The following is a 13,684-nucleotide window of genomic DNA, read 5'->3' as shown; positions in this document are numbered from 1 at the left end:
AGGCGGGGGAGACCCCGCCTCTTTACCCCAAGGAAAGGGTGAGTACATGAGACTGCGTATATTTTTTGCCGTAGTGCTGACCGCCATGTTTTTGACCGTACCTGCTTTGGCCGCCGAGTCTGAACCTGTACGGGTGGCCGTCATCGATACCGGCATTTCTGAAACAGCCATCCCTAAGACAAATTTGTCCCCTGGGCAAAACTATATCCTGCCCAATAAAACCACCGCCGACACAGTTGGCCACGGCACGGCAATAGCTTCTATCATCGTAGGCAGCGAGGCGGCGGGGATAAAGGGGATTTGCCCGGAGGCTATCCTGGTTCCGTTGGTCTATTACGGAAAAAACCAAGATGGCGGCACCATCAAGGGTGACGGTGCCATGATGGCAAAGATAATTCGGGATGCGGTGGAGGTCTATGACTGTAAAATCCTCAATATAAGTTCCGGTGTTTTGACCGACACACCAGCTTTGCGGGATGCGGTGGCATGGGCGGAGAAACAGGGAGCATTGGTCATTTCCAGTGTAGGAAATGACGGGAATGACGCCGTTTACTATCCTGGTGCATACAGCAGCACTCTGTGTGTGGGTGCGGTGAATGAAGCGAACAGCGCTCCGGCTGACTTCTCCAACTCTAATGAGGCAGTGGATCTGTTGGCTCCGGGAGAAAAGTTGCCCACAGCCACCATGAAGGGCAATCGCCTGCTGGCTACTGGCACCAGCTTTTCCACGGCATATATTTCAGGTGTTGTAGCTAAGCTGATGACCGAATATCCCGACTTAACAACGGCACAGGTACGGCAGATTCTCTATGCCTCTGCCACAGATTTCGGCACTACCGGCTATGACAGAGCTTCTGGTTGGGGCATTTTGAATCTGGAGCAGGCGCTTGTCTATGTACGACAGGGATGTCTGTTTCGGGATGTGGAACCTTCAAAATGGTACTTTGATGGTGTGAATAAAGCGGTAAAACTCGGACTTTTACAAGGGACGAGTGCAGTTGAATTTTCCCCGAATCAGCCAACGACCCGTGCCATGCTATGGATGATGCTCTACCGTTTGCAAGGACTCAAGCCTACTAAAAACACCGCAATCTGGTATAGTGATGCTCAGTCGTGGGCAAAAGCGAATGGTATTTCTGACGGCACAAACCCCAATGGCACCATTACACGGGAACAGATGGCCGTCATGCTGTATCGTTATACCTCAGCTTTCGGTCATGATTTAGGTAACCGGGGGGATTTAAGTAAATTTTCCGATGCTGACAGCATTAGTTCCTACGCAAAGGATGCTCTTTCCTGGGCTAATGCCATCGGACTCATCAACGGAACGGGTACGCAGACTCTATCCCCACAAGGCAGTGCTACCAGAGCACAGTTGGCGGTGACTATAATAAAGTTTTATGATTTCGTATTGGGTGGAATAAGACATACGTGACAAATCTCTACATATAATGTTTCTGACATGTGGCAATAAAGATAAGCCGGAATAAAATATGCTCCCTTTTGGGTAGACAAGTAAAATAATAAAAACTTGTCACTTAGAAGGGAGCATATTATATGTACTATTAAATTTTTTGCTATTAAGCAGGTATAAATCTGAACTCTGCATGATTAGGTGCATTTGTGTTCTCGTATGTCCATAAAATAATCCATGTACCGTCTGTATTTTTCTGTCCTGATGCATTTACCACCATTTTCAAATTGGAAGCAGGGCGTAAGCTGAAGATATCATTATTATTTTCGGAGTATAATGTCCACAAATAAGGAGAACTGACCTCCTTCAGCTGAATTCCGTCTTTAATTGAATCAGAAATACCTAAATATTTGCCACTTGAGGTTTTGATGGTGTAATTACCGTCAGTTTGTCTTTTAATCTCATAGGAGGGACTTGGAGTTACATTTCTGAGCTCTGCACCTCCTGTTGTTGAAATGTTGACGTAATTATTCATGCAACGCAAGCTATAACGGCCATCTTGAAGCACCTTGGTATAGTTGCTATTATCTGAACCGTTACTTGAATTACTAACATTGATATTGTAGCGAAGTACTGTACCTGCAATATTTACACGAACCTCAATCTTTCCCGCTTTAGTCAGCGGTTTACCCCTGCCCCATGCATCAGTGAGGTATGTACTGAGTTGATCTGTTATGATAAAAAATGCCTGCTTATCATTATAGTATCTTATTTCCTTGCCGTTTTTTGTACATTTAACTGCACTGAAGCCTTCGGTTTCAAAAGGTTCGCCAAGCTTATAATTAGTTTTTGGCATTTTAATGATATAGGTTCCGTCAGCTTTTGGAGGAGTAACCTCTACCACACAGCTTGCAACATTTATCGTATCTGTGGTGTGAAAATAGACTGTAGCAGTGCCGTATTCAACTCCAACTAGCTTGGTGGAATCCTTTATTTTGACAATGGACTCGTCAGAGGAGGTAAGGTAATACTCAGGCAATTTACCCGAAGAAGATTTTAACTGAACATTGCTTATTTGTTTACCTTTCTCCAAGGGGTAATATTCCAATGCGCTGTACAATCCAACTTGCTTATCCTTTGGGGTGGTTGTAGCTGCCTTTCGTACCTGTGGGTTAGGGGCCTTTGGTGAGGCATTGGTTGTTATCTGCACAGTAGTATAAATGCTTTGGTCTATTTCACTCTGAGCAAAAATTTTATTTGTTGCACCACCTTCAAGTGCAGTAACATAGCCATCCTTTGTTACACTATACTTACCACTATTCCCGGATAACCAGATAATTTCGTCAAAGGGACTGCTTGTAGGATATACCTTGGCCGTTAGCTTAGTTGCATCACCACGGCCTAAAAATACATTCTTTTGTTCAATTACGACAGACTGTGGACGTATACCCTCAACCCATTTTGGGGAAGAAGGAGAGCTGATATCAACTTCAAACAGGTAGACATGCCCAGTGTCATCAAATTTATATTTATAGATTTTTGTATTGTTTAGATAATAAAAATCCATTCCTGCTGCCCATGGAGCAATCCAAATGATCTTATTATCTTTTAGTAATGGGTAGCTATTTGAATAAAATGCTGTTTTGTCTTTTTTGTTTCGTGCCAGTATTTTTCCGTTTTCTTCCACTGTAACAAACTCTGTGTAGGTAGTATCTCCTTTGGAGACTGAGTACACTACGACAAATTGCTTGCCTGATTTGAAGATTCGTGGGTCAGTGATAGTAATATCCTTATTACTAGGGTCAAAAGTAGTAAGCCAAATGTGCTTTGGTGACATGCTTTTTTTATTAACAACTGAAAGATATACATTGCGTCCTTTGTACCATTCACCTGCTGGACTAAACTTTCCATTTACAGGCCGGTTGTGAGTTACAGAGGTTCCTGCTACCAGATAAGTACTTTGTCCAATTTCCAAGCCTGATACAGTAGAGCCAGTTTCATTTTTTCCAGTAGCACCCTTAAATGAAAAAATATCTGACTTGTTGAAATTACCTTTGCTGTCCATAGTAGCCAGGCGAATTGCTCTTGGGTAGGCATCACCATGGGACAGGGTGACAATAGTACTTCCGTCCAGTTTCAGCATTTGATTGAAGCTATGGCTAACGTAAAAATTACTTTTTACCTGAATCGGCTTCAGGGAGCCCCCATCAAAAACAAAGAGGTTAGCAGCCTGATGATTTTTTCCGTCCTTGGATCTGAACATTTCATGGGACATATGTATATAAATCTTTCCGCTGCTTTCTACTAGTTCTGCTGTACCGGCATTAAAGGGAACGGTTATGCTGGATAATGCAGAACCAAATTGCTTTGCTTTTAGCTCGCCCTTTTTTATTACATCACCTGATTTAGAGGAAATCTTGAGTAGACTTACAACTGTCTTTCCCGCATTTTCTTCTTTATTTTTATGACCAATAACGACATAATAATTACCGTCAGAAGCAACAGCAAATGTACCAAAATAGTCGTGGGAGGGAAGGTTTATTACTGTATCTGAAATAACCTTGTAATCCTTATCAAAGATATAAGCTCTCGGTTTATTTCCATTTTTATAGCTAAATAAACCAACATTTCCGTTTTTGTCTGTAAACATTACGCTATTTTTACCGATAACCCAGTTGCCCGAAGGAGAATATTGATAGTCAAACCCGTTAACATATACATCCTTTAGTTTTGTGCGTGGATACACAACGCTTTTGTTTACCGCATTTGCAGGTAATGGCAGTAAAGGTAACACCATGCATAGTATAAGAAGGATACTAAGTAATCTTTTCTTCATCTGTTTTGTCCTCGCTTTCTGTGATTGGAATTGGATACATTCTTTATAATAAACAAGAATTACCGTAAAAAGTTTGAGTTTGCCTGAAATGTATTGGTTTGCGCCCTGAAATGTATTGGTTTGCGCCCTGAAATGTTAAAAATGTAATGTTTTATGACAAAACAGAAGTATTTTGCTATGACTTTAATGAGAAAAGGATTTATCTGACTGAAACAGAGATGAATGAAAAGGATAGTGTAAATTATAATGACAAAGCATTTTTGTATGCGGACATAAATCTCAGCAAGAAATCTAGCACAGACAATCTTAAAAAAATGTATACAAACAAGAAAGCATCTAATGGCAGAAAACAGACTGAGGGGATTTACAATTCTGCTAAAAATATTATAAAAGACAGCACTCAAAGGTATGTGGAGATATTTGGAGTAATGTCACAATTAATCTATTATCAAAAATAAAGGAATTGGAGACGCTGGATTTAAATATGAAGAGAATGATATTAGCCTTATTAATAACATTTATGTTGTTTATTGTTGTACCGTTGTCCGGTACTGTAAATGCAGCCGGAGTTTCAGCTAAGCCAGTAAATCAAGGATCTATACAAATGGAGCTTACCAGCCTACCCCATTGATTTTGTCAATGTGTTCTTAGAATTTGCGAGAATAACCAGTAATATCTGATTATTGACAAAGAACACGAAAAGACATAGAATGAACATGCGTTCAGTTTATTATACAGAGAAGGGAAAAATATGGCCCGTACACAGGAGCAAAATGATAAAATGTCATTGGCAACAAAACATAAGATTATGGTAGCAGGACTTAGATTGTTTTCACGAAAAGGCTTTTCTAAGACCAGTGTAAAAGACATTGCGCAAACGGCAGGCATAAGTACTGGCCTTATTTATTGCCATTTTTCTACAAAAGAAGAACTGTTCGGTGAAATACTGAAGAAAACTATAAAAGAAATGTCAAAGGCAGTTCGATTTCTTGATGATTCAAATATTTCTCCCACCCAAACTTTTGCTGGGTTAACAGCTAACTTATTAAAAGATATCCAATCAAGCGAAGATTTATCTGACTATTTTCTTTTGATAACCCGTTGTATTTTAGAGAAAGACGCGTTAAATCAGATGGAAGAATTTAAAAAGTCTGATTTATTATTATTCGAGAATACTGCAAAATTAATTGAAAAAGGCCAGGATTTGGGTGAATTTAAACAAGGTAATTCATATAAATTGTCACTTATGTTTTTTTCGGTAATCCAGGGAATTGCGGATATGAAGTTATTTATGGGAGATAAATACATCGCCCCTGAAGTGAGCGATATTATGGCTTTTTTATTAAAATAAGTTAATGGTGGCAACTCATTAATACAACATGACAATATCACAAAAGAATGAGGAATTGGGCGATGGATAAATGGTATAAACTTGACCATGCGGGGAAGTTGTTTCCGGCGGTTACAAATAATAAAAATACATCTACATTTAGAGTGTCTATGATATTGAATAGTCCGGTTGCTCCGCCTATATTGCAGCGAGCACTGGATACTGTGATGGAAAGATTCCCTATGATGGCTGTAAAACTTAACTATGGTGTTTTTTGGCGCTTTTTAAGTGGTAACGATAATCGACTGCTGATCAGGGAGGAAACAAACTATCCCTGTGCGCCTATTACCGTAACAGAAAACAGTGGTTTTCTATTACGGGTACTTTACTATAGACACAAAATTTCTGTTGAAATATTTCATGCACTAACCGATGGCACAGGAGCAGTGGAGTTTTTAAAAACGCTGGTATTTCAATATCTTAATCTTATGGGAGAGAAAGTTAGCGACGAGGAAGGGCTTATTTTGCTGCCAGAAACATTTTCCAGCAGATCAGAGGCTAAGGACAGCTATGATACATACTATGCATCAGCTGACAAAACTGTAAAACAAAAACAGAAGGCATATCATATCCAAGGCTCAAGGTTTGTTCCTTATGGACATAATGTTATACATGGATTAGTAAGTGCACCGGAACTGCAAAGTATAGCAAAGCAGAATGGAGTTACAATAACGGCATATCTTACCGCTCTGCTTATCTCTGCTATCCATACCAGTATGCTTCCCGATGAATATCATAAACCTATTATGATTACCATTCCGGTAAATCTCCGAAAGATATTTATTTCTAAAAGTCTCCGCAATTTTTTCACTGTAGTTAATATAGGCATGAAAGTTACCCAAGATATTACATTCACAGATATTCTTGCTGAGGTTTCAAATCAGTTAAAAGAAAGAACTGCAAAAAATTATCTGGAAAAAACTATAACAGAAAGTATGAAATTTGAAAAGAATCTGGCTTCAAGGCTTGTTCCGATAGGTCTTAAAGAGCTTGCAATACGTTATGGTTTTGATCATCTTGGAGAGAATCTTAAAACCATTACTCTTACGAATATTGGAAATATAAAGCTTCCCCAAAGTATGACACATCACATTGATGCTATGGAAGCTACAATCTACCCTACAAATAAAAGTCCTATTAATTGTGCTGTCTGTTCCGTTAATAATCAGCTTGTAATTACTTTTGCACGAAATATTGTGGAAAGTGAAATTATACGGGAATTTTTTCATTTGCTTTCATCACAAAGCGGTCTTGAAGTGCAGATTGTCAGTAATAATTGGGGGATACGTCTATGAAAAAATGTTCAAACTGCGGTGTTTCAGTTTATTCAACAAATACAAAATGCCCACTTTGCCAGAGATCCCTGTCAGACGTGGATACAACTGCAGAAAAAAACTGGTATCCGCTTTATACTGTTGCCGAAACCCGGCAGCCAAATCGTCTTCTTTCAAGATTGACTGCTTTTATTGCTATAGCCGTTATAAGTATTTGTGCCTTCACGAATTTTTTCGCAACACCAGATACTTTGTGGTGCCTCTATGTTATAGCTTGCGTACTTTACGGATGGCTTCTGATAAGACATACATTTTTATCTAAGGTACATTTAGGACAAAAAATTATCGTCCAAGTTCTTGGATTGACAGGAATACTGCTCATATTAAATATGTTAGAAGGAGGCAGCCGCTGGTCGGTAAACTACATTTTCCCGTTTTTAATCATTGGTGCCACATTTCTGATAACCGTGATTGTCATTATAAAAAAGATGCTGTGGAAGGAATTTGTTGGTTTCATTATTGCGCTCATTCTGCTTGGATTTTTGCCGTTGATTTTATACGTAATTGGTATTTCACAGATATTATGGGCTGCAGCGACATCAGAATTATATGCATTTTTGACCTTTGCGGGTATGATAATTTTTTCCGATAAAGGCTTTAAAAATGAGATGCTTCGCAGGTTTCATTTTTAACGCGTATATGCGTAAAATGGTGCCCGTAACAGATATTTCATGGCCGGCAAAAGTAATCAAAGATTCAAATGTGTTATTTTTAATAATGCTCATGATGTCCATTATGATTGCCGTGATGATGTGAGGCGTGAAATAACCTTATTTGCCTCAAATTTGTTCTAGATTTTATATTGTATTATAATAATAGACCCTTACACAAAGGTGTAATGTTCTATATTTACCATGTCAGTACTGCACAAACAAATGATCCTGATGAAAGTGTAACCGAGGTTTGCTATCCTGTATGAAGAAATAGTATAAGCTTTATATTAGACCGTTTGCCTAAATTACCAGCAGACGGTTTTTTAATTTGGAAATATTTATTTTAAAATTGGATGTTAAAATATCCCATAAACTTACATATATTTGAGTAGACTTTATGGGAGTGATTTAATGCAGACCAAGATGTTGGTAAAAAAACCGGAGCTGGTTTCAGGGTTGATAAGTAATCCTGTAAATAATAAACAAAAAGATAAGCCTGCTTCAAGTAAAAAAAATGTAAGGACAGCGGATTACAAGAAATTGTTGCAGATAATGCTCTTTGATCCTGATGCCATAACAAGAGAAGAGTTTATGTTCCTGCAATCTATAATTGGGTATCGACAGGCAGTGGATATAAGAGAGGAGTCAAAACTCCGTAAAAAACAGAGAATGTTAGAACAGGCTAATCTTGCCATGAAGCCAACTGGTTTGGGAAAACCAAAACCGGAAGTTAAAAAAGGTGAAAATGGTAAAACTGAGGCTAAAACCCCATTACAAATGAAAAAGAGTGACAGTAATACCTCCGGGTTAACTTCGGACATGCCGCAAAATTTGCGAACAGGACTTGAAAAGATATCGGGGGTTGACCTGTCAGATGTTAAAGTACATACAAACTCCGATAAGCCACAGCAACTAAGTGCATTGGCATATACTCAAGGTAGCGATATACATGTTGCACCCGGACAGGAAAAGCATCTTCCTCATGAGGGCTGGCATGCTGTACAGCAAAAACAGGGAAGAGTTGAACCTACCGTACAGATGAAGACCGGAACACTTTTAAATGACGATGGGGGTTTAGAAAGAGAAGCGGATGTGATGGGAGCGAGGGCTGTGGAAGCCGCTAAAGGTATGTCAGCAGCAGCTACCAGTGAGGTAAAAAATAGAGATAGTGGAAATAAAGGAACCGGTAATTTTGTAATACAAAAGAAGGAGGATAGTACTGGGACAAAGCCAAAAATTAAAGAATCAGACCTTGAAGAAATTCAGCTAAAGGGCATGACCAATTTTAAGGCTCAGACAAAGACCGCAGAATATTTAAAGGAAAACCCCTCCGGAGCAAGGATAAAAGTAAAATACGGAAGCTTTGCTCAAGGTACTGTTAAAATATCAAGAACAGGGGACAGCTATAGAATGCTTCCTCAAGCACTATCATTATTAAAGAGTCCATTTTCATTTCAGAGTGACATTATCAAAGCATATAAGCCTTGTCTGGTAGTAAGCTTGAATAATGGAAAGCTTGACGGGTTTTTAAGTATATGGGATGGCGCCAATGTCCCTAAAATGGGGTATCTTAAGTCACAATTCATATCTGATCCGACCATGCTTGGATTGCGGGGAATAAATCTTGACAATTCTTTACAAATAGTTAATAGTATAGACAGAGGAATACTGAAGTTTGGTATAAACAATGCAGCTGCAAAGGTTGGCAGAGCTTTCACTTGCCGAATATCTCTTAATTTTGAACCTGATTCCGGCAAGATTGGTTTTTCTGGAAGTGCAGATATAAATATCAAGGGGCTTGCAACCGGAACTCTTGGTCTGGAACGCACAACGCAGGGAAAAGTTATTGGTACTGTTGGACTTGCAGTTAATCTTACACCGCATCTTACCGGAGGAGTGCAGGTTAAGCTTGATGGAGAAAGCGTTACAGGTGAAGGCAAGGTCGGATATGCCGGTGAAAAGCTATCCGGTCAGGTGATTTTAAGAATCGGGGATAAAAATAACCTTCACAAGGATGGAAATAAACAAGCAAAGCCTTCAAAAGGAGGGAACAGTCAGAAGCCTCAATATGTGTTATCAGGTGAAGGCGATCTGATGTTCCAATTCACCAATTGGTTAAGCGGAACTGCTCATTGTGAGGTTGACGAAAAAGGAAATGTAACAATAGTCGGACAGATAGTCCCACAGGCTGAACTAATACTTTTTCAACAAAAGGATTATATTAAGCCCCTTTTCAAAGTAGAGGCAAGGGCTAGCTATGGAATTCCTATTGTAGGAAATATATTTGTATTTGCAAACCTGGGACTTGAAGCTTTTGCAAAACTTGGCCCGGCTAAGCTCTATAATATAGCTGTAAACGGTACATATTCAACTGATCCTGCAAAATCTAATGATTTTAGCATACAAGCATCCTTAAACATATCGGCCTCTGCCGGAATAAAAATGATTGCAAAAGGCGGAGCAGGACTTGAAATACTCGGACATGATATTAAGGCGGGGGTAAGCTTAACTGCAATTGCCGGACTGGCTGCTTATGCTGAGGCTACGCCAATAATAGGATACAAGGAAAATGCAAAATCCGGACAGGACAAAAAAGGCGACTTCTTCATATCTGGGGAGCTTGAAATAGCGGCACAGCCTTTCTTTGGATTAGAAGGAGACCTTTTTGTAGAGGTAGACAGTCCTTTGTTTTCACCTCTTGGAGATCATGAATGGAAATGGCCACTCTTCAACAAGAGCTATCCTCTTGGAGGAAGTTTTGGCATACTGGCAAAAGTTAATCATGTTCTGGGTTCAAATCAGGTTCCTGAGATAGAGTTTGGAAAAGTTGATTTTTCCGCTGAGAAATTTTTAACTGACCTAATGAATGATAAAACAGGTGGTAAAAAGAGCGAGGAAAAGAAACCTGGCAAATGGAATGAGAAAAATAGCAAAGCCGCACAGCCACCTAAAGTCAAAGGTAAAAGCAAGACTGATGATAAAAAGGCAAAGAAGTCTTCAACCTTAGATGTCAAAGCACCAAAATATACAAAACCGAACAAGAAGAAGGCTGTAGACCCCAATGCAAGAACGGCTGACGGTAAGACAGTCAAGCAACATCAAAATGAAACAGTAAAGCGTGGAAGCAAGGGCAAGGCCAAGTTCAACAAGAAAAAGCCTACTGATAAGACCAGCAGTGCAAAGAAGAACCGTGACCAACAGGTTATTAATGGACTTAGAGAACTTGAAACCTTAACACGCAAATATGAAAAGAATAATGGAGCTACCCTTGAGGAAATCAGGTATGATGCAAATGCAGTAAAGAAAAAATATGGTGCAATTAGTTCAATTAATATATCAGATGGCGGTAAGGACTGGGATTATAAGTACACGTACAATCCGACAGAGACAAAGGACGGGCCTAAGAAGGGTAACAAAATACTCAGTCCTAAGGCAAAATACAAGCAGGGTACTAAAACCAATGAACTATGGGTTGAAAGAGGTAAACCGGGAAGTAAAGACAATGTAGTAATGACCACAGGTCAGAAGGACATTGAAAAAGACAAAACTGTTTGGGATAAATTGGATAAACCTTCCAAAAACAAAGTATACAAGCTGAAACAGCCCAAAAATAAGAAATTTACGCAGAGGCAAACTGATGAGGCGGCGAAAGCGGCTGAGAAGTGTTTGGTAGTTAAGGCGGACCCCGGTAAGAAAACCGGCTCCATTATTGGCAAAAAGCATAACTTTAAGTTAGGTAACGAAAACCATAAGCTGTGGGTTGAAAAGCAGAACAATAAAAATGTCGTAATGGTGGCAAGCACACCAGTAAAGGCAAGGAATTCTAAATATGCTAAAGACAGTAATACTTTAAACAAAATAGATTACACTGAAAAGCAAAGTGACAAAATTCTGCAAAAAGGTAATCCACAAGAAGATGTTATAAAGGCAATAAAAAATGCGGGAGTAAGTGAGGTTAATCAAAATAAATATAATGCCTTTAGGAATAAAAGAGGTAATATAGAAGGTGATTTTGCCAATTTTGATTGGTCTGGTTATAAATTTACTGCTTCACCTCATCCAGCAAATATGCACTATGGAAATGTAAATAGCTCTCCAATTAAAAAACCAACGGGAAGATATGAAATATCGGGAGAGACTCTTGGAAATATCCATACTGATGATTGGCGTGATAATGTGCTTAAGCCAATGAAAGATGGGTACAAAGTTGAACTTCAGAAGTTTGTTCGTCAATTTGGTAAGGATAGTATTACAGCGAAAACACAAATACTGACTAAACTCAATAAAGAAGAGGATTCCAGTTGGCAAAGCAAATCAATGATTCAAATACTTGAGGATGGGGCAAAACTCCAAGTCGAGCGTAAATATAATATGGACTGGCTCAATCTTTACCTTTCTGGATGGAGTGAACACCACATTCATCCTGTTAACTGGGGCGGTAATCAAACAAGTACAAAAAATTTACAATATCTACGTGATGTAGAGCACTCTCCCATAACTGGATGGTGGAATAGCCGCTCTGCAGATATTAAAAAGATAGTTAAAAATGAAAATGGGGGTGCTTAAATGGATCGTATTGGTAAAATGATAAAGCAACTTAATGATTCTGACGAGAAAGCTGAAGAAATAATTCGAGAATTGATCGACGAGGGTGTAAGTGCTCTTCCACAAATACTAAATGCTATACGTAATGGTCCTACACCAGCACATATTTTGTTAAGACAAGTAATATTACAAATTAGCGATTCAACAATGATGGATGAAATGAAGGTTTTGCTTGATGATAAAAATTCATATATTAGGTCAATAGCATATCGTATTCTAGGTAGGTCAAGTGACCAGAGTATAACTGATAAAATTGAACAGTATTTAGAGGATGATATCTTATTAGAGAGTGATAGAGTTTGGGCCGCTAAAGCTTTAGGAGATGGGCTGCATTTTCATTCTCTGCCTATACTAAGAGAACAGATCAGGATATTGGATAAAGATGATGCAATCCATTACTATCCTGAACTTACTTTAGCCATATCGTACGCAATGGCAAGATTGGGAGATAGTTCAGCATTGCCTCACGTTTTAGAACTTTCTAAAGAACAGGATATCTCAGTTCGATTATCAGCCTTAAAGCTGTTGCGCTTTTTTTCAGGGTCTGGCGTATTTGAACAGCTTAAAAGTGTATTAGTAGACTCCATTCTTGAAATAAGAAAAGATGCCCTTGATGCGTTCTTTCTACTTGGAACCAAAAGTGCTACATATTGTATTTGGAAATTATGTAAAGATGAAAATCAAGTTATTGCTCAGCATGCAAGGAAGAGATTTGCTCAAATAACTGGTACTGAAATTCAGGATGAAGATTTAATAAAAGATTTTAATAAATACTTAGATGATAAGGGAATAGAGATAAATAATAAGGTATGCTTTAGGTCAGGTTACCCTATCAATGTACAATCACTTGTAAAGAGTATTATTGATTCGAAGCCGTCAGTGGATCTTTTAGATGAACTTTTTGCCATTACAGGTAACCGATTTGGACATGATCCAGAAATTTGGATTTACGCAAATCCGCCTGACTATAGCTCACTTGTTAGTTCCTGGTTGGTAGAAAACGGGAGCAAATATTCAATTGGTTCACTCAATAAATTGGGTTTTGCTCAAAGTTTTGCCCCGATGCTTGAGTGAATTTAGGAACTATTTAAATTTCAATTCAAATAAACCACAATCAGGTCTTAATGAAGATATATTCTCTGTTGAGACCTTTTCTTTTTGTCCCCGTAAAAGCCACAGGTGTCAGTAATGACCACCTTGCAACCCCTTGGCGCTTGCGACCACCTCTCTTTATCCAGCACCAATATAAAAGAGGGGTTCAGCTCAATTTGTTCGGGATATGTGAGGATTTGTTCAAAATAAGCGCATAAAAGAACAGTCGCCAAATTGCCCTCAAATTCCTTTTCAGTCTTGGCAAAGGTATTCATACCCTACAGCCGATTTAAAATCGGAAACAGTGGTAACACATCGCCAAACAGGGGCAAGATATTCTGGGACAGAATTCTTATAGTA

General features: G+C 38.9%; 9 protein-coding genes. 8 read left to right on the top strand and 1 reads right to left on the bottom strand.

Translation table 11 applies throughout. The annotated features are described in order from the left end of the window. Positions 1-46 precede the first annotated feature (46 nt). Complete coding sequence (locus L323_RS33875; protein WP_031342181.1) at positions 47-1,435, top strand: S8 family peptidase; 1,389 nt, start codon at positions 47-49, stop codon at positions 1,433-1,435. 145 nt (positions 1,436-1,580) lie between these two features. On the opposite strand, the gene L323_RS33870 is transcribed toward L323_RS33875, so the two are convergent. Then, positions 1,581-4,250, bottom strand: coding sequence for an RICIN domain-containing protein (locus tag L323_RS33870; protein WP_020816108.1), 2,670 nt, complete (start codon positions 4,248-4,250; stop codon positions 1,581-1,583). Positions 4,251-4,396: 146 nt separating this feature from the next. Here L323_RS33870 and L323_RS33865 point away from each other — a divergent pair, with 146 nt between their 5' ends. From L323_RS33865 to L323_RS33835, 7 genes are all read left to right on the top strand, one after another. Continuing rightward, on the top strand, positions 4,397-4,708 hold the full coding sequence (locus tag L323_RS33865) for a hypothetical protein (RefSeq protein WP_020816107.1): 312 nt from the start codon (positions 4,397-4,399) through the stop codon (positions 4,706-4,708). A gap of 26 nt (positions 4,709-4,734) precedes the next feature. Then, the gene (locus L323_RS41415) at positions 4,735-4,881 is read left to right on the top strand and encodes a hypothetical protein (RefSeq protein ID WP_020816106.1); all 147 of its coding nucleotides are present in this window, start codon (positions 4,735-4,737) and stop codon (positions 4,879-4,881) included. A gap of 120 nt (positions 4,882-5,001) precedes the next feature. Continuing rightward, a complete protein-coding gene (locus tag L323_RS33860; RefSeq protein WP_020816105.1) occupies positions 5,002-5,601 on the top strand; it encodes a TetR/AcrR family transcriptional regulator in 600 nt (199 codons plus the stop codon). Between the two features lie 62 nt (positions 5,602-5,663). Next, positions 5,664-6,935: a hypothetical protein gene (locus tag L323_RS33855; RefSeq protein ID WP_020816104.1), complete on the top strand. Its 1,272-nt coding sequence runs from the start codon at positions 5,664-5,666 to the stop codon at positions 6,933-6,935. Then, positions 6,932-7,606 carry a DUF6320 domain-containing protein gene (locus L323_RS33850; RefSeq protein ID WP_020816103.1) on the top strand — a complete coding sequence of 225 codons (675 nt, stop codon included), beginning with the start codon at positions 6,932-6,934 and terminating at the stop codon, positions 7,604-7,606. Before L323_RS33855 ends, L323_RS33850 begins: the two co-directional genes overlap by 4 nt. 432 nt (positions 7,607-8,038) lie before the next feature. Continuing rightward, complete coding sequence (locus L323_RS40590) at positions 8,039-12,193, top strand: eCIS core domain-containing protein (protein WP_020816102.1); 4,155 nt, start codon at positions 8,039-8,041, stop codon at positions 12,191-12,193. After that, positions 12,194-13,306, top strand: coding sequence for a HEAT repeat domain-containing protein (locus L323_RS33835; RefSeq protein WP_020816101.1), 1,113 nt, complete (start codon positions 12,194-12,196; stop codon positions 13,304-13,306). It begins immediately after the preceding gene. Positions 13,307-13,684 lie beyond the last annotated feature (378 nt).

It is taken from the genome of Ruminiclostridium papyrosolvens C7 (genome assembly GCF_000421965.1).
GTDB lineage: Bacteria > Bacillota > Clostridia > Acetivibrionales > DSM-1351 > Ruminiclostridium > Ruminiclostridium papyrosolvens_A.
This window is presented reverse-complemented; position numbering and strand designations above follow the sequence as displayed.